This window comes from Paenibacillus glycanilyticus NBRC 16618 (genome assembly GCF_004000805.1).
GTDB lineage: Bacteria > Bacillota > Bacilli > Paenibacillales > Paenibacillaceae > Pristimantibacillus > Pristimantibacillus glycanilyticus.
The window spans coordinates 1-19,608 of the sequence record NZ_BILY01000063.1 but is presented as its reverse complement, the minus strand read 5'-3'; the positions used below and the strand labels follow the sequence as shown (position 1 = coordinate 19,608).

Below are 19,608 nucleotides of genomic sequence, written 5' to 3'. Positions count from 1 at the left end.
CTGCCGCTGCCGGCTGGCGCGGCAGCGGGGCGGGCTGCAGCCGCTGCAGGCGAAGCCGCGGCTGTGCCCGTGCTGGGCGTGTCCTTGCGGAATTGGCGCAAGGACGGCGCCGATCTTGGCCGCGCGGCAGACGCGCTGGCCGAGCTTGCCAGCCGCCGCCCGGTGCGGCTGCGGTTCCTTCCGTTCCATACCCCCGACGATGCGGAAGCATCGAAGGTGGTCATGGAACGGCTCAGCGGCAGGCTGGCCGGCGGAAGCTCGGCTGAGCTGACCGCCCCTGGCGACGATCCCCAGCAAATGCTGCTGGAGGTAAGCCGCTGCGATGCGCTGTTCGGCATGCGCCTTCACGCGCTCATCTACGCGGCGAACCAGATGGTTCCGATGCTTGGCTTATCGTACGATCCGAAGATCGATCAGTTCCTTCACCGTCTTGGTCTAACGCCGGTTGGCACGACCGAACAGCTTGATCCAATCGTTTTCGCGGACAGCGCCCAGCGACTGCTGGACGACGCAAACGGCTGGAAAGAGGAGCATCGCGAAGCGATCGAACGATTAAGACAACAATCGCAGCAGCCAGCGCAACAAATTGCGCAGTTATTGCGTCATACCATATCGAGGTGATTTTCACTTGTCGAAACAAGTTCCAACGGTGCCGATTTACGGAATTCCATTCTCCAAGATGAGCATGGACGAGACGGTCAAATATCTAACAGAAGCAATTGAACACAAGCGCCAGACGCATGTCATTACGGCTAATCCGATTATGGTAATGTCGGCTGTCGAAAGCCAGGATTACTACAAGATGATGAGAAAAGCCGAGCTTATCGTACCGGACGGTGCGGGAGTCGTATGGGCGGCCAATTATGTGGGAACCCCGGTGACAGAACGCGTAACGGGCTTTGACCTGTTGCATCGTCTTATGCAAGAGGGCGAAAAACGGAAATGGACAGCTTATTTGCTTGGCACATCGACGGAAATTATTGAAGCGGCGGCCGAGAAGCTGCAGCTGCAATATCCGCAGGTTCGCATCGTAGGCTGCCGCAACGGCTACTTTGGTCCTGAACAGGATGCGGAAGTAATCGAAGCGGTTCGGCAGGCAGCACCGGATTTACTGTTTGTGGCACGGGGCGCGGATACGCAGGAGCCTTGGATTGCCAAATATAAGAAGCAGCTTGGAGTCCCGCTTATTATGGGAGTTGGAGGAAGCTTCGATATTATTGCAGGCAAGCTGAAAAGAGCGCCATTGCTATTCCAGAAGCTGCGTTTGGAGTGGTTTTACCGGTTATTACAGGAGCCGAAAAGGCTGCCAAGAATGATGGTATTGCCGAAATTCGTCGTGAAAGTGGTTCGCGATAAAGAAAACGTCAAGAAACCACGCCCTACTACGTAATAACCTCCCAAAACCGTTGAAAATAAGTGAAAACGGGATTTGGAGTTTCTTCTTCTGTCGGAGTATAATTCACTTCGGTAGATAGAAAAAGGGGAGCTGCACAATATGCCAGCAGGCTTACTGTACACATTAGGATTTATCTTATCTTTAATAATAGCTCTAGTTTTGACACCGCTTGTTAAAAAATTCGCTTTCAAGATTGGAGCGATCGATAAACCGAACCACCGCAAAGTACATACGCGGATTATGCCCCGTATGGGTGGTCTCGGGATCTATCTTGCTTTCGCAGTCGGATTTCTCATTCTGATGCCGTTCATTCCGGACGGATTGCTGAACCATGAGGGAGAGAATCTGATCCGCGCCGTTCTGGTTGGCGGTACGATGATTATCCTCATTGGCGCGTTTGACGACCGCTTCGAGCTGTCGGCCAAGGTGAAGCTGGTAGCGCAAATCGCTGCGGCTTGCGTCGTGGTATTCGGCTTCGGAGTGAAGATCGACCTGCTGAACGTGCCGTTTGGCGCAACGATGCAGCCGATTGAAGCCTGGATCTCCATTCCGATCACGATTTTCTGGATCGTGGGCGTAACGAACGCGATCAATCTGATCGATGGTCTGGACGGGCTGGCAGGCGGCGTATCCGCTATTGCGATCGGTACCATCCTCGTGATGGCGATCATCATGGGCAATGTGCCGATTATCTTGCTCAGCGTTCTGCTCTTGGGTGGTATCGTTGGATTCCTGTACTTCAACTTCCATCCGGCCAAAATCTTTATGGGTGACTCCGGTTCCTTGTTCCTGGGCTTCTGCCTGGCGATGCTCTCGATGACGAGCTTCAAGCAGATTACGATCGTATCGTTCGTAACTCCGCTGCTTATCATCGGCGTACCGTTGTCCGATACATTCTTCGCGATCATCCGTCGTCTTGTGAACAAGCGCCCGATCTTTGCGCCGGACAAAGGACATCTGCATCATTGTCTGCAAGAAATTGGCTTCAGCCATCGCAAGACCGTTCTTATCATCTGGAGCGTGGCTGCGGTATTCGGCGGATTTGCGGTTCTGCAATCCACCGTCGTGCAATCGTCCTCCGCGAACTGGATTACGTTTATCGTGATCTGTCTGGTGATCTTCAGCCTTCAGATTGGCGCGGAGCTTATCGGTATCGTAGACAAGTCGCGTCGTCCGCTTATTAACTTCTTGAACCGCATGCTTCGCTCGAAAGTCGATGCAAGAAGCTCGAAATAATTAAGCTATTCTCTCATACAAGTAAGATCAAAGGGTTGTCCGTTTAGGACAGCCCTTTTTTTCATGCCATCATTAAAATTTCTTTATCATTCCAATCTGCCAAATGAACTAACATTTTAGGGCTGGCGGACCGATAACAATGGTACAGAACTATTCTTCAGCCGAAGAGTGTGAGGGAGGAAGGAAATCGGGACATACAGCTTTATTTACAATCGACCTCTAATTGCAATGTCAACCAGTTGGAACCGTCGATCGTTCATTTATTCATTACGCTAACAGCCATTACATAAAGGAGGAACATCGTTTTGAAAAAGCTATTATCCCTTGTGCTGTCACTGGCGCTTCTAATTACGCTGCTGCCGCCGTTTAGTACACCGCACAAAGCATCGGCCGCGGGGACGTATTTTATGTTCAACAACGAGATGTACGCAGCTAAGGATGCACGTATGACTACCGATAAGTACGTCACACTGACGGGTACGATTAATAGTGTTGTAGGCAACTCGATCAGCTATAGTGTCTACAATATTAAGAGGAACGATCCGACAGAAGCTCCAGTTAAAAGTATTGAGAATCAGACTTCCAACATCAAACTGACTGGTAATAATCTCACTGTGACTAACTTGGAGCTTTATCCGGGTCTGAACAAGATTACGTTCAAAGGGATATACGGTACGTCAACTGTTACCGAATCCATTTATATCGAATATCGAGATAACCCGTTGTTATATGACTTGACTGCGAATATCCGCGGCGTTCAATATAGCATTCTGGAGGATGCAACAACGATTCTTCAATCTCCAATGTCGGAAGGCAAAGATAGTGAAGATATTTCCATCAGCGGTGTAGCGCCAAATGCAACGAAGGTTGTTGTTGTCATGAATGGCAAGAGCTACGAATATCGGGTTTCCGACTCGGGAGATTATAAGTTTATCGCCTCTCCGCTCAATATCAAGGCGGGTAAAAACATTGTCACGATTCGTGTCTCGAATGAAAGTCAGACGATCGAAACGACAAGAGAGCTTGCTTTCTATAACGGCAGCGTTACCTTCTACGATGTGAACTTGACAGACGGGACCACTACGGCTGACCTTTCTCAAGGACCGGATCTTTCCGTTGATACGAGTAGTACTGGCTCGTTATCACTAACAGGTAAAGCGATTGTTCCTGTTCAGCAGGTTTCGGATATAGCCGATGTTGTATCGAAGTTTATATTCGCACCTGACGCTCAATTTACGACTACTCCGACGATTACCGTAACCCGAACTACGCCGGATGCGGTAACATACAAACCAACGGACAAATTTATTACAGTCGAGTTCTCGGCGAACCTTGGAAGTATTAACGCTTTTACTGCTGAAAAAAATTACACTTTTAATCTGAAAGGTTATAACGTTGTAAAAAAGCAGACCGAACAGTCCGATACGTTGACGTTCAAGCTTCATAACAGTACCAAGCCTTATATTTACGACGTCAATTATTTGAATGGGTATACGTCCGATATGAGTACGAAGGCATCGCAGCTTCAGTCGCTTGTTGGTACGGATATCGAAAACGCTAATATTTTCGCGCTCCCCATGGGGGTTGAAGTTCTAATCGGCAACTATTCTTCTTTAAGCGGTTCTTATACGGATATTATGAGCCTCGCGAACTCGTCGGGCGTTAAGTTAACGGACGGTTTCCGTCAGCTAGGATTTGAACAGGTTGTTTACCGCAATGTTAATGGAGTATCGCGCCCTTTCCTTCGCATATTTATGGAGATATCCAAGATGCCATCTGCTGGCACGCAGAATCTGTATTTTATGTTGAACGGTGATAAGGATGGCATGAAGCAAGTAGCGGTGAAACTGCTGTATGGTCCTTTTGCGAAGTACGACAGTATTTATGATGGATTAGTTGTTAAGTATGATACAACTTTGGGCGATGATGCAGGGAAGACCTTTTTGCTTAGTCAACTAGGTAAATTTGCAGGACAGTTCTCCAACGTAGCTAATGAGAGTGACATCGTATATTCGAAACAGGCAACTTCAACGAAGCCGCAAACCGTGTATTTCTACTTGAACAATGTTGCAATCGGTTTGACTCAGAATTCATCCTTGTCTCAATTCATGATAGATCCTTCAGACGAGGAACTTGCCTTTAATATTTTGAATAAGACGGGCGAGAATACGATTCGAATTGTATTCACCACTGCGAAGAACAACTACGAGAATACAGTCAAATTTAATATCGTGCCGACTAATTTACCTACTATTCCAGCACCGAATACGGATGGGGTTTATCCATACAGCATCAGCAGGAATGAACCTTTACCCAACGATCCGAATTTTACAAAGGTATCAAGCTTCTTCTCCACGAAGGAAGCTCAAATGAAGGTATATGGTACATTTGCTTTTCTTGACCTGGGCGAAAGACCGGATCTTATCCAGGGTAAAGTAACGGCTTTGGGTGGATCCCAAACCAATTACATTTTGCAAATCAGCTCTCCGAATTTTAAGAGCGATATCGAATGGGATTTGTCGAAGGAATTCACATTGGTGTCGAACGGCACACGAATTCAAATTATAAATCCAAGCACGCCAAGTCAAGATAACACGATACCGAATCTGCAAGTATTCTATGACGTGAACGGCAAGTACTTCTATTTTATCTTGGACAATCAGGAAGTTCCGGATGACGGAAGTTCGCAGATTTATCTGATTACCGTATTTAATACAGGCAAAACCGGTCCCCGTGCGACGTATCGTCTGCAGGTGGATCCGATCTCTATCCCTTATACGGTACTCGCGCCAGTCTTGGAAGAGCGTAATCTGAATCAGAACTATGTGGATGTTATTATCACATCGCCTGGCGCGGAAACGATGACTATTAACAAGATCGCCGCGAAGAAAGTTAATTATTTGGATTATTCTAATGATCCGGTTAATCCAACGCCTATTGAATCGTTTAAGGTGCGCGTAACGGGATTGAAAGAGAATAAGGAAACAGCTATCCCAATTGTCATTATGAGAGGTAAAGACAAGATTACCGATACTCTTAAAGTAAACTATCAGCCTGCTAATATTCCAGGAGCTCAGTACACGGAAACAATGGCGACTTCACACAAGGCTTTTAATGGTAGCGTAGCCCTTACTTTTCCTAAGAATACAAAGCTGATCCGTCCTTCTTATAATTCGACGGCTAGCAACTCCAGCCAGATTTACAGCGGTAATCAACTGCTGTTCGGGATTGCCAATCCAACTGACGGTATTGTCAATCGTTATGAATATCGGAAACAGCCTGCGGATTTCTGGCTGGAAAATCAAACAGGTAGTTACATTATGAGCAAATACTTCTCTGAACGGTTTATTAAAGTCAGCCCGCTGTTCTGGATAGACGGTGGACAAGCTGATGATAACAGCACATCTGGATATGACCCTATCACGACGGGATTAGATCCTTATCCGTATCCTTTGGTACAGGGGGATCCGGATAAGCAATTCTTCCTAAGACGCAACAACAATAGAGAAGTTGTTCCTTCTCAGATTGGTTCGTTAACATTGTCCTATGATCCAAGTATCGCGCAGGGAGCGGGTACAGCCGTGACCGTATTCCGTTACGATCCCGTAGAAGATTTGTGGGAGAATATCGGCGGTACAGTTGATGAGAAGAAACATACGATTAAAGTTCCATTCAGCAAATTCGGTTACTATGTGGTAAGCAAGCTTACTTACGGTTATAACGACATCAATGATCATCCTTATGCCCGTGAAGCGATGGAAGCCATTTTCTCCAAAGGGATTATGAACGCTTCAGATCCAACCGGTATCTTTGGAGCTGACCAATATGTGACCCGTGGCGAGTTTGCGCGAATGATTGTTAAGGCGCTCAACATTCCTCTGAATTATGCGGGAACGCAGCATTTTAGCGATGTCATTGTGGATACGAACATTAATCCTAAAGCACTTTATGACTATCGGTTTATAGAAACAGCAGCAAGAGCCGGGATTGTAAGAGGCACACAACCTAAAAGCTTCCAGCCTGATTCAAGCTTGACACGTCAGGATGCTACGGTTATCCTTGCTAAGGCGCTTAACCTGAAGCTTGAGACCAATGCAGCTAAAGCAAAAGCAGCTTTGGATAAAGCTTTCAAAGATTCGGGGAATACGGATTATTACGCCATCCCATCCATTCTTGCCATTCAAAAGAAAGGCTTCATTCAGGGTTCAATGATTGATCCGAATGATAAGAAGGCAGGATATGTATTTGAACCTAGAGCCAGACTTTTGCGCAGTGATGCAGCAATCATAATGGCCAAAGTTATGGCAAGCAACAAAACATTGCCAGCAATTTACGCGAATTAATGAGGCAGAGCAGATCGGCTCTTGGCCGGTCTGCTCTATTATTAATTTTTACTAATTACTATTAATTTCTAAAGCAATATTTTCTAAAGTAAGTTTATCCATGGAAAATGTTTTGCAATGACGAGATTGATAGGCCAAGCTATACTAAGTACATACCTAGGGAAGGGTAACAATACATAAACAACCGAATCGAAAAAAAATCTCAGAAGTTTTTTGAACTGAGCGCAACTTTTTGAGCTACTGTGCGTTTAATTACATGACATTGCAAAAACGAGGCATGTAGTACCTTGGGACTACTATTATTCCTGTAAGTGGAATGATTTCTCAACTTCCTCTTTACGCTGTGAGTAGCCCATTGTATAATGTTAAGTGGTAGGTCTTCTCTAGTAATATATTTATATGGTTTTTTCGTAGGTTTACGAGTTTCTGCGACATGTTCTTACATAGGGTTGAAGCATGGAAGCAGACATCATTTATATTAATTTATTAATTTATGCTCTTAACTCGGGGAAGGGGGTGAATCGGCTATGAGAAAAACGAGCAATTCATTTTCTAAACAAAACTCTCAACAACCGAAGGTATTTAGAGGAGGAGAAAAAAAGGTTATGAAAAAAAGTTTACTTTCGCTGGCACTCGCTGGCTCCATGCTTTCCGCTTTGGCAGTTCCTGCATTTGCAGCTACTCCATCTGACGTAGTTGGCAAACCGGTACAAACTGCAGTAGAGGCTCTTACTGCTCTGGGTATTATCAATGGTTATGCTGATGGCACTTTCAAACCAGACAACACGATCACTCGCGCTGAGCTGGCAAAAATCGTCATCGTTGCTACAGGCAACGAAAGCGCTGCTAACCTGATGGCTAACACAGCTCCTTCGTTCAAAGACGTTAAAAAAGGCGCTTGGTACACTGGTTACATCAACGCTGCTGCAGCTAAAGGCTTCATCCAAGGTTACAACGGTAACTTCCGTCCTAACGACACTATCAAGTTCGAAGAAGTAACTGCGATCTTGGTTCGTGCATTGGGTTACAAAGATAAATACCTGTCCGGTTCGTGGCCTTACAACGTATTGCTGCAAGCTGACGAAGTGGGTCTGTTCAGCGGCGTTGGAATGGCGAATGGTACTAACGCTACTCGCGGTACTGTTGCAGAACTGGCAGAAAATGCACTAGGTGCAAACCTTGTTCAATACAATGCTGACGGTGATCTTTCCAACGTTAAAGTTAAAGACGTTGAACAATTGCTGATCAACAAACTTGGCACAAGCACTTCGGAAATTCTTGATGTAACTGCTGTAACTGATGGAAAAATTTCCTTCGTTAGTGGCGATGTGGCTGTTGCGGATAACTTCTTCATCACTGGCGGTAAAAAATTGACTGATTTGATCGGTCATTCCGTAACTGTTCTGAAGAACAAAGACGGTAAGGTCCTTGCTGTAACTGATAATCAAGCATCTACAAAAATCGTCTCCACTACACTTAAGGGCGATCAAGTGCTTAATGATGGTTCTTTGAGTACTAAGGCGTCTACTACAGACTATAAAGTTGCTGATAAAGCACTTCTGTTTGTAAATACAGACCCAACAGACTTCGATACAAAAACCTATACTGATGGTACTGATGTACAACTGCTTCTGAACGCAGCTGGCGATGTTCAAGCAATCCTTGTGACTAAGTGGATTCCTGACGCTCAAATTAGTGACATTGTAGCTTACACTAACTACAGTGTAATTAATAGCTCCGGTGGTTCGTTCAAAGTTGATGCTACTACTTCGGTTACTTTGGATGGCAAAGCAGCTACGCTTGCTGATCTTAAAGCTGACGATATCATTGACGTTATTAAGAATAAAGCTGGCCTGGCTACTAAAGTAGTTGCTACACGTAGTGTTGTAACTGGTAAAGTAGAAGCAACAGGTAAAGTTGGTACTGACTTCACAGTTAAAGTTGGCGGTAAAACTTATGTAGCAGCATTTGATTCTGTGACTAAGTTGTCGCTTGACGCAGAGTACACATTCTATCTGAATAAAGATAGCAAAGCTATTGCGTACAAAGCAGCTACTGCAGCTACTGCTACTGACTACTATGTAGTTTACACTGTTGCTACAAAAGGTGCACCAATTCTTATTGACAACCAATTGTCTACAGATGACTACTACAAAATCGTGTACTACTCTTTGAAAGATTCGACTAAAAAAGTTGCTTACACGAAAGAAACTGCAGTTGTTGGCGCTTTGACAGATAACTCGATCGCACAACTTACATTCAAAGATGGTTATATCACTGAAGTTAAAAACCCTAAACAACTGGCTGATGCTAAGTTGGCAAAAGTAGACTCCATTTCTGGAACTAGAATTACTCTGAAAGATAGCACTAATGCTACATCGACTTACGTGTTGGACGGCAATACAGTATACCTCAAAGTAACTGATAAAGATGCTGATTCCACTGTAGCTACATTGGCAGCTTCTGATGTTAAAGTTGGTGACTATGTAACAGTTAGCAACGAAGGTGCTACTGCTAAGTTTGTAGTTGTAACTACCCAAGGTTCAGTAGCTGAATTGCCACAAGTTCAAGGCCTGTTTGTAAACCAATCTTCGGTTAATAGTGCTTCTGGTACAGCTTACTATGTTACCCTCAACATTAACAATGAGGAGAAAACATTTGCAGTTGAAGCACCAATTACTGGTGTGAACAAGTACGATGTTGTAACACTTGTTGATAAAGACAGCAAAAATGCATACTATGAGACTGCTGGTGTGAGCGTTGCAAACCACAAAACTCTGATTGCAAATGCTCCTACTGTAGATGCATCAGCGAAAACAATTACATTGGCTGGTGTTGGTGGTACTACTTATGTAGTAACTGAAAATACTAAGTTCTACAACATCAACGCTGATGATACTGGTCTGGCAGTTGGCTACTTCAACGATGTACGTGTTGCAGCTGACACAGTATCGGGTAACTACGGTACTGGTAAAGGCCAATACCAATTGGTTATCGTTGATGGTAAGGACACTTATGGAAACAACTTCAAAGAAGCTGGTGTGGTTGTAGTTGTTTACCACAACTAATATTACCCATCAATGCAAGAAAGCTGAGAGCATATGCTCTCAGCTTTCTTTTTTGTTTTCTAATGACATGTTCACATGGTGTTCATATATATTCGATATAGTTATGGATATAGGCGAAGTAAACATTTTTGAGATGTGCCGAAACTAATAGGGCTTCATTCTCGTCTATTTAAGTAAATCTAATTATACGGAGTGAATGTGACAATGCGGAAAAGCTTTAAACGATCGACTATGCTTGTATCCCTGTTCGTTGCCTTTGTGGTGCTTCTCAGTGCGATACCAGTGTCTTTCGCTGCATCAAGTTCTTTTGTCAACAAGAAGGTGTACGTAACGAAAGCTTCGTTTGTGCAGTTGACTGATGCCAGCATAGTTCCGAGTGCCAATGGTGCAACGGCTAGCTTCACCTTTGAATTCTATAATGGTGATAGCTCAGCTATTAATCTGGTAGATTACTGGGCACGCTTGAAATCGACAAGTGGAACAAAATATACTCTAACTTTGCTAGACAAGGCAAGCAAGAAAACGATCAGCCCGAAGGCTAGCACAACTCTCACTTTTTATAGTGCGGTAGGATCGAAAGTTACTCTTGATCAGCTCATTCTTAATTTCGTGAAATTCGATTTCTCGGTTTCTGGTTATGAGAAAACCATTGGATCATTTACATTCCCTACCGGCTATAATAATGATATTAAGCTTGGTGGTTACAAAACGGTGAAAATCAGCAGTTCTAACGTAAACATGCGGATTGATCAAAATACAGTTTCCAAAACAAAGGACAACTACAATATAAACTTATCTTTTGTCGCTCGTAATACTAGTCAGTTCGGAGTAGCCATTCCTGAATTTAACTACTACTTAAAAACATCTAGTGGCTTGTACAAGTTGAAGCTAAAAAACACTTCGGATTCAAACCTAACGCTTGAGCCTGCTGTACTTAACTCCATCCGATTGATTGGTTCGATTCCAAACACCGTATCGACATCTGGCTGGAAATTGATAATCACTCAAAAATTAGGAACGGATAGCAGTCAGGTTGAACTGCCCGTAGCATCGTTTATGGTGCCTTTCTCGTTGGATACAAAACCGGGTACAGCAAAGCAAACCTTCACTGATGAAAAAGGAACTTATGAGGTAGAATTGCAATCCGTACAACGTATGCCGTGGGGTAATGATGATAATGTGATTGCAAAACTCTTGATTAAAAATAAAGAATCTGTTTATCTGCCGTTACCTGAACTAACAGGTACAATGCTGCTGGACGAGAACATTACGATTAATGGTCAGACCGTTAAGAATGCTGGTGATATCGGATTAGCACCAGGAGCCTCTACAACCGTAACCTTCATCGGAAAACTGCCCTACGGTTACAATTGGAAAAAATTTGAGCTTCAATTGGACGAGAAGTCCGGCACAGATAATGTTCAAGTAGCAGAAGTAACAAAATCTGCGATTACAGACATTTACTCGATTGAAGCAGGCAAGGTATATACACAAAAGTCGATAGGCTCTGAAATGAGTGTCAAAGTAACAGATGTTCGTACGTACAAAGGTGATACTTCCGATACCTACGCGGTATTTATGGATGTAACAAATAATCAGTCGCGTAGTAAGGTTATGCCACAGTGGACTGGATACTTCAAATCTACAGCAGGTAATTACTATGATGCAACAATTCAAAAAACGGCCACTCCCATAACACCTGGAAATAAAGAACAGCTTATAGTTTATACGCAGCTTCCTAGTAACGTTAGCCGTGATGGGTTGCAACTGCTACTTGGAGAGGCAATTGACACAAATGGTCTAATCAAAGGTACAACGGGCACTCCAACAGGCTACATTCGTGGTGTATTGTTCGGTTTACCAACTGAGAATACTGAGTTGTCAAATAATCATGCTCTAAAAGTTGGTCCATATAACATTGATTTCAACTATTTCAACGTATATGCAAATGCTGATACACTGGAGTTTGACATTGGCAGCAAAGTGCAACGTGATTACAGCTATGACGGATTTACACAATCCAAGCTGACAATGGAATTGGAATACGAGCCATCTGGAGATGTACTGTGGACTCAAAGTATCAATCTTGAAGGCAAGTCAGAAAACAGCTTGACTTGGAAATTAGGAGATAACTATAATTCCTTTAATAAACAAGTTGCGGAAAATAAATATTGGGATAAATACACCTTAAACGTCTACGAAACCGTAAACGGCAGCAAGAAAAAGCTCTTCTCCAAAGATATTAGTTTCTCTTCTCTAATCAATTGGCTAGACGGAGAACATTAATAGTTCAGAAATAACTGGTTAATCCCATTCAAATCTAGTATCTTAATAGAAGATACTAGATTTGTTTGCGTAATTTTGCGTAATTGCGTTAAGAAAGGAGTTTGTCGAAATTGAAGAAGTATGCACTACGGATTGTACTCGCTGTTGTTCTAGTAGGAGCAGGCATTATTGCTGGGGTGAACTGGCCGACAACCCTTGAAGCGGAATCAAATGCAGCTGTGCCAGGTTCTGCCGATGATCCAGTTGTAACCAAGAGCTATGTGGATGAACAGATTGCCAAGGCTGGTTCAGGTTCTAACGGAGGCGGAACAACGCAGCCGGAAACAGGCGGCACAAGCGCAAAGCTTGAAGTTGTGTCTGTCCCTAACGGTAAAATCCTCATTGCGAACGAAGGTACCGAGGTAGTCGTGCGTTCAGGTAAAGCCGTTGTATATAGTACGGACGCGAATGGTATTGCGGATTTGACGGATGGCAAAGATTTAACCAACGGCAAGTCGATCACGGCAAACCATCACATTTTGTTCCCGCGCGCAGGACGTGGTATTACTACTGCTCCTACCTATAAAGGTTCATTGACTGTATTGGTACGCGGCAGCTATGTTATTCAATAAGCTTGGATGTTATAGAACATTTTACCCGTACAGTAAATAAGTTATACGCTTTAAACCGCCCGGAAGGACACACAATAAAGCCACGTTCCTAATATAAATGGAGGTGTTCTTATTATGGGTCGTCGTTCTTCCAACAGAGTGGTTGTACCGGAGTGTAAGGAAGCGTTAAACCAAATGAAGTATGAACTTGCTGCTGAACTTGGCTTATTTGCTTCTCATGGTGTGAGCGTAGGTGCTGACACAGAGTTTGCGGACGAGCTTGGCGGAGTAAGCGGCGGTACTCGCATTCAATGGCGGGAAGTGACAAGCCGCGATGTCGGTTCGATCGGTGGCAGCATTACGCAGCGTCTTGTTGCCCAAGCCGAAAAAGTGTTAAACGGCTACGTTTAAATTCTAAGCGAATAAATTTCTTCTTATATATATGGCTTAGAATGGTCCGGATGAAACGCGTTCTGCCGCCTAAGGACGGCGGAGCCGTTTTCACTTTAATCCGGAAACTTATATTTTATCAAAAATTGGTATCCGTTGACACCAAGCGACATTTTCGGTATTATACTGTTTTAGAGAGTTGTCTAACAACCTTTTCCTACGGGAAAAGGTTCATTTTTTGTGTAGGATGTCTGCACTTATTTCATACTAGCTGTAGGAGGTTGATACGGATGTCTGTAAAAGGTCGTCACTTGTTTACATCGGAATCGGTTACAGAAGGCCACCCGGATAAGATTTGTGACCAAATCTCGGATGCTGTTCTGGACGCGTTTCTGGAAGCGGACCCTTACGCTCGCGTAGCTTGCGAAGTTTCGGTTGCAACTGGTCTTGTACTTGTTATTGGAGAAATCAGCTCCCGTGCTGATTATGTCGATATTTCCGCTATTGCTCGCCGTACGATTAAAGAAATTGGTTATACGCGTGCAAAATACGGTTTTGACTCCAGCACTTGTGCGGTGTTGACATCGCTTAATGAACAATCCGCGGATATCGCGCAAGGCGTTAACGCTGCGCTTGAGAGCCGCGACGGGAAAGACGTTCAGAAGGAAAACGAAGATATCGGTGCCGGTGACCAAGGCCTGATGTTTGGTTTTGCTACGAACGAAACTCCTGAACTGATGCCTTTGCCAATCGCATTGTCGCATCGCATCGCTCGCCGCCTGTCCGAAGTTCGTAAGAACGATACACTGGGCTACCTGCGTCCGGACGGCAAAACGCAAGTTACAATCGAGTACGTGGACGGTAAACCGGTTCGCGTAGACACAATCGTCGTATCGACTCAACATGCGGAAGAAATCTCGCTGGAGCAAATCCAAAAGGATATCCTTGAGCATGTTATTAAGCCGGTTGTTCCTGTTGAGTGGCTCGATGAGCAAACGAAATACTTCATTAACCCTACAGGCCGTTTCGTAATCGGCGGTCCTCAAGGCGATGCTGGTCTGACTGGCCGGAAAATCATCGTTGATACTTACGGCGGTTATGCACGTCATGGCGGCGGCGCATTTTCCGGTAAGGATCCAACGAAGGTTGACCGTTCCGCAGCTTATGCAGCTCGCTATGTAGCTAAGAACATCGTTGCCGCAGGTCTGGCTGACAAATGCGAAATCCAATTGGCTTATGCCATTGGCGTAGCACAACCAGTATCGATCAACGTTGACACTTACGGCACTGGCAAAGTATCCGAAGAGCTTCTGGTTGACGTGATCAAAAAGAACTTTGATCTTCGCCCGGCAGGCATCATCAAAATGCTTGACCTTCGCCGTCCAATCTACGCTCAAACCGCTGCTTACGGTCACTTCGGCCGTACGGATGTGGATCTCCCTTGGGAGCGCGTGGACAAAGCAGAGAACCTTAAAGCAGACGCACTTGCTGCGAAATAATTGCTTTCACATCAAAGCCTTGAATCTTCGGATTCGGGGCTTTTTGTTTGCTCTTTTTATCTGGAAAGTGCAACCTTTTCGCACTGATCCTCGACTAATACCTAGTTAGCCTAAATTTTTCAAGTTGATTTGCCGACAAATAGGGTACAAGTGTATTTAGCTGGGGAGTGATTGCGGGAAATGTTAGTACGAAGCCGATTAAGTTTCATGATAGCTGTCTTATTAGTGCTCCAACTCGTTCTTTCGGGTTGGTCAGGGGACACTCGCGTGGCACAAGCTGCATCAAGCGGACCTATCGTTGTAGGCATGAGTCCAGCGGATAATGCAATTGGGGTTACGCCTGCAAGCGATTTGACGCTGACGTTTGATGAGGCCGTTACAAAAGGCGCCGATTCAGCCGTTATTACCATTTATAACTATAATACAAGCGATATTGTCGAAAGCATTCCAATGTCTTCCTACAAAATCAGACTCGATGCGACAGGCCGCACGGCAACCATTAATCCGGATGCCATCTTAAATGTAAATACGGATTATTACGTGTTGATTGATTACGGCGCTTTTGCCAACGTATCTAACGGTGCTTATTATGCCGGTATTTCCAGTGCGACAACATGGAACTTCAGAACGGCAGCGGTTGTTGATACAACGGGGCCGTCGATCCTTGCGAAGTCGCCGGATTCGGGCGCAACCAAAGTGGCCGTGGACAGTAAAGTGATTCTTCAGTTTAACGAGCCTGTCTATGCGGCAAGCGGCAGCGTGACGCTAAGCAGCGTAACGGATACGAAAAATATTCCGGTAACCTCAAGCATGGTGCAAGGCAGCGGTACAAGCACCATCACGATTACGCCAAATACTCCGCTGGATTCCAACGCCGACTATTCGGTTACGATCCCTAGAACTGCTTTTCAGGACGCTGCGGGCAATGCGATGGAATTGGGCGGAGCTTCTTATGTAAGCTGGGGCTTCCGTACGGATCTTGCTCCTCTTAATATCGTCACGGTTACGCCCGCCAATTATGCGACCTCTGTATCTGTCCTGACGGATAAGTTGACCATGACGTTTGACCATAACATTGCGGCCGGGGCCGAAAAGTATATTGAAATCAGAGACGTGAAGAACAACACGACTTTTGCCAGAATCAAAACAAGCTCGTCTCAAGTGGCGATTACGGGAGCGACAGCAACCGTTAATTTGCCGGCAAGTCCTAGGTTTAACGCGAATACCTCATATTATGTGCTTGTGGATGCAGGAGCTTTTGTCGAGACGGATTCGGGCTTTAATTATCCGTTCCCGGGAATTGCTAATGCTGCGGCGTGGAATTTTACAACCGGGTATGGCAATGATACAACCAAGCCGGCTCTTAAAAGCCTCTTGCCAACAGCAGGCGGTATTCTAACCGCTACAACAGGCAAGCTCGTATTAACGTTTACGGAGCCTGTCTTCCAGGATAGCGGCACGATCGAGATCCGTACGGTAACAAGCGGCACGTTGTTCCGCTCCATTCCGGTTACTTCGGGCCGGGTATCCGGCGGCGGTACGGACACGATTACCATCGACGCAACAAGCGCTTACGGCGGCGAGGCCGCAAAAGCTTTTGTGAATAATACGGCATACTACGTCACCGTCGGAAGCCGTGCTTTTAAAGACGGTGTAGGATTGTATTATGATGGGTTAACGAGTTCATCCAGCTGGAGATTTACGGTTACGCAAGATAATGTGAAGCCGACCTTGGTCGCAACTTCACCGGCTAATAGTTCCACCTCGGCTGATCCCAAGGGGACTATGTCCGCCACGTTTAGCGAAGCCGTACAACCGGGCGGCGGACAGATCTGGATTCAGTGCGTGAGCAGTACCAGCAGTCAATGCGCGACACCTTCGGTAGGAACTTCGGTTTCCGTAGATCCGCTGAACAACAAGAAGCTCATTATTACGCCAAACCAGGCTCTGCAGGCAGGAACGGCTTATTATGTCGTTATTGACCCGGATGCGGTAACCGATCTTGCGGGCAATACGTTTAACGGTATTCAGAATGAATATCAATGGGCATTCAAGACGCTTGGCGGGGATACGACTCCTCCCGCGATATCGAAGCTGGAAGCTAACGGATCAACGATTGTGATGACTTATAACGAAGATCTGATGGAGAATTCGATTCCTACGGCAGGAAGCTTCTATATCACGGTTGACGGAGCATACCGCTCCGTAATTGGGGTTTCGGTATCCGGACCAAAGGTTACGTTGACCTTGTCCAGCAACATCGTAGACGGGCAGCAAGTAAAGCTGTCGTATTCCAAGCCTTCGGTTGCAACGCTGGGAATTAGGGATCTTTCGGGCAATCAGGCGCTTAGTCTGGCTTCCCAGACGGCAACTACCGCTGTGGACACAACCCTGCCTCAGCTGACGGGAGGAACCGCTGCAGGCGGAATCATAACTCTAATCTTCTCGAAAAATCTGGCTTCTGTCAGCAGCTATGCTTATTCACAATTCAGCGTCTATGTTGGGGGTAACTATTACACGCCAACATCTGTGTATAGCACGGCAAATAAAGTTATCCTAGCTGTGAATACTTCAATCGATTCAAGCTCGAGCGTTAGAGTATCCTACAGCGCCGGATCTTACCCGCTGCAGGATGCCGCAGGCAACAAGGTAAGCAATTTCAGCAATTATTCCTTATCAAGCACGATAGATACATCGCTGCCGACGGTGCAAACCATTGACGCTTACGGTTCGTCCATCATTATTACTTATAATAAAGCGTTGGATTCAGCTAGAAGACCGTCAACCAGCCAGTACAGCGTGCTTGTTAACAATTCGCTGCGCAGCGTAACGCAAGTATCCGTCTCTGGTTCACAGGTCCTTCTTACGGTAAGTCCGGATATTCCATCCGGTTCATCGGTGAAGGTGTCTTATTCCAAGTTATACACAGCTGTGGCTGATTTGTCCGGCAATGAAGCGGCAGCCTTTACGAATGCAACGGCTTCGGTAGGAAACGGTTCGTCTTCGGATACCGGGTTATACGGGGCGGTTGTCAAAGGAACCAAATTGACCTTGTCCTTCTGGAAAACGCTCAGCTCTTCCTATGTACCTTCCTCCGCGTACTTCTCGGTGAAGGTTAATAATTCGGCGGACCCGGCTACTAATATAACCGTCAGCGGCAATACCGTCGTATTGACCCTCGCCAAAGCGCCAGGCGTTGGCGATGCGGTTACCGTAACTTACTACGCGACTTCTACTAACAGCCTGCGCACGTCTGACGGCACGGTTATCAACAGCTTTACAAATGTGACGGTAGCCAATCAGACGACGCTTATTGATTCGCTGCCAGGCGGTTATGAAGAAGCAAGCGGTGGAGGTATTGGATTAACGACATCAATGGCCACGCAGACATCGGATATTTCGCCTGCCGGCTATACGACTACACGTTATACGATCCAAGCAGATAAGCTTTCTACCGCTTATACGTCAGCAAGAAGCGCGGGAATCAGCGATGCGCGCGTTGTTTTCCAGGTGCCAAGCTCCGAGAGAGCGGCAGTTGTGGCCGTTCCGTTAACGGTATTGGAGACGGCTTACCGTTCCAGTAACGGATCGTCCTTCGTCGTACAGTACGGAACAAGCTCGTATGAGATTCCGCTTAGCTCACTGGCCTTTAAGAGTATGGCTTCCCTGATCGGGTCCAGCTCTACCACAGGCAACCTATTGATTAAGATTGAAAAAGGTTCTAACTCGAACACCAGCGGCCTGATTTCGGCGATCAGCAAAGCAGGAGCATCGCTCTTGTCGACGCCGATCACTTTCGAGACCTCGGTCGTGAATGGGACGACCGAAAAGAATCTATCGGAATTTGGCGGCTATGTGAAACGGAGCTTTGAGTCTCTGACGTCCGTGAATGCTACGAACAGTGCAGTGGTATGGCTGGATCCGCAAACCGGCAAGCTGTCGTACGTACCGACCACATTCTCGACGGAGAACGGTACGAATATGGTATCGTTCAAGCGGAAGGGCAACAGCTCTTATGCTCTGGTCAGCGGTTCATCGAAGTTTACCGATATCGGCTCGCATTGGGCGGGTTCAACGATCAAGATGATGTCGAACAAATTCATTATCGAAGGACGTTCGGGATCCACAACGAAGTTTGATCCGCAAAGCTCAATTACCCGCGCGGAATTCGCGGCTTATATTGTTCGAGGCCTCGGTTTGTCCGGAAGCCGGAGCGATGCTTCGAAGTACAAGGATGTAGCAGGAGGAACCGCTACAGCCGCTTATATCGGCGCTGCTTCCAAAGCTGGCATCGTAATGGGCAATACCGACGGTACGTTTAAGCCAAACAGCCCGATTACCCGCCAGGAGATGGCGGTAATGATGTCCCGCGCGACAAAGGCTGCTGCGGTTACGATCTCGCTTCCACAGTCGGAAACGACTTACCTGTCCAAATTCAGCGACCGGACGAAAGTAGCGTCCTGGGCGAAAAGCGATCTGGCTAAAGCCGTATATATGGGCGTTATCACCGGCCAGACCGAAACCACCTTCGGCCCAACCAAAAACGCTACTCGCGCCGAAGCGATCGTTATGATCAAACGCTTGCTCGAATATGTAGATCTGTTAGGATGATTTAAATTTTGAGCCCCGTCGCAGCGATATTCTCGCAGCGGCGGGGCTATTTCTGTCTTCTGGGCCAGTGGGGATTATGGTGTGATAAGACCCAGCGAGGGTCTTATTTACCGGGATGGCTGACGGAAGCGAGAAAATGGTGGGGTTGCAGCGTAATAAGACCCTGCAAGGGTCTTATTGGTAGTAAAA

Annotated in this window: 10 protein-coding genes; all 10 read left to right on the top strand. The window is 46.0% G+C overall.

From position 1 onward, the window contains the following. Positions 1-621 (top strand): polysaccharide pyruvyl transferase family protein (locus PGL01S_RS29360; protein WP_174806622.1); only part of this gene is annotated, 621 nt, incomplete at its 5' end. Between the two features lie 7 nt (positions 622-628). Further along, complete coding sequence (locus tag PGL01S_RS29355) at positions 629-1,390, top strand: WecB/TagA/CpsF family glycosyltransferase (protein WP_127499070.1); 762 nt, start codon at positions 629-631, stop codon at positions 1,388-1,390. A 105-nt stretch (positions 1,391-1,495) separates the two neighbouring features. Continuing rightward, the gene (locus tag PGL01S_RS29350) at positions 1,496-2,632 is read left to right on the top strand and encodes a glycosyltransferase family 4 protein (protein ID WP_127499068.1); all 1,137 of its coding nucleotides are present in this window, start codon (positions 1,496-1,498) and stop codon (positions 2,630-2,632) included. A gap of 407 nt (positions 2,633-3,039) precedes the next feature. After that, complete coding sequence (locus tag PGL01S_RS29345; RefSeq protein WP_127499066.1) at positions 3,040-6,975, top strand: S-layer homology domain-containing protein; 3,936 nt, start codon at positions 3,040-3,042, stop codon at positions 6,973-6,975. 527 nt (positions 6,976-7,502) lie between these two features. Then, on the top strand, positions 7,503-10,043 hold the full coding sequence (locus PGL01S_RS29340) for an S-layer homology domain-containing protein (protein WP_127499064.1): 2,541 nt from the start codon (positions 7,503-7,505) through the stop codon (positions 10,041-10,043). A 204-nt stretch (positions 10,044-10,247) separates the two neighbouring features. After that, a complete protein-coding gene (locus PGL01S_RS29335) occupies positions 10,248-12,329 on the top strand; it encodes a hypothetical protein (protein WP_127499062.1) in 2,082 nt (693 codons plus the stop codon). Between the two features lie 110 nt (positions 12,330-12,439). Then, complete coding sequence (locus PGL01S_RS29330; protein WP_127499060.1) at positions 12,440-12,940, top strand: hypothetical protein; 501 nt, start codon at positions 12,440-12,442, stop codon at positions 12,938-12,940. Between the two features lie 114 nt (positions 12,941-13,054). Further along, a complete protein-coding gene (locus PGL01S_RS29325) occupies positions 13,055-13,330 on the top strand; it encodes an alpha/beta-type small acid-soluble spore protein (protein ID WP_127499058.1) in 276 nt (91 codons plus the stop codon). A gap of 269 nt (positions 13,331-13,599) precedes the next feature. Beyond that, the gene (gene metK / locus PGL01S_RS29320; RefSeq protein WP_015847319.1) at positions 13,600-14,808 is read left to right on the top strand and encodes a methionine adenosyltransferase; all 1,209 of its coding nucleotides are present in this window, start codon (positions 13,600-13,602) and stop codon (positions 14,806-14,808) included. Positions 14,809-15,075: 267 nt separating this feature from the next. Next, positions 15,076-19,419 carry an Ig-like domain-containing protein gene (locus PGL01S_RS29315; RefSeq protein WP_164775630.1) on the top strand — a complete coding sequence of 1,448 codons (4,344 nt, stop codon included), beginning with the start codon at positions 15,076-15,078 and terminating at the stop codon, positions 19,417-19,419. Positions 19,420-19,608 lie beyond the last annotated feature (189 nt).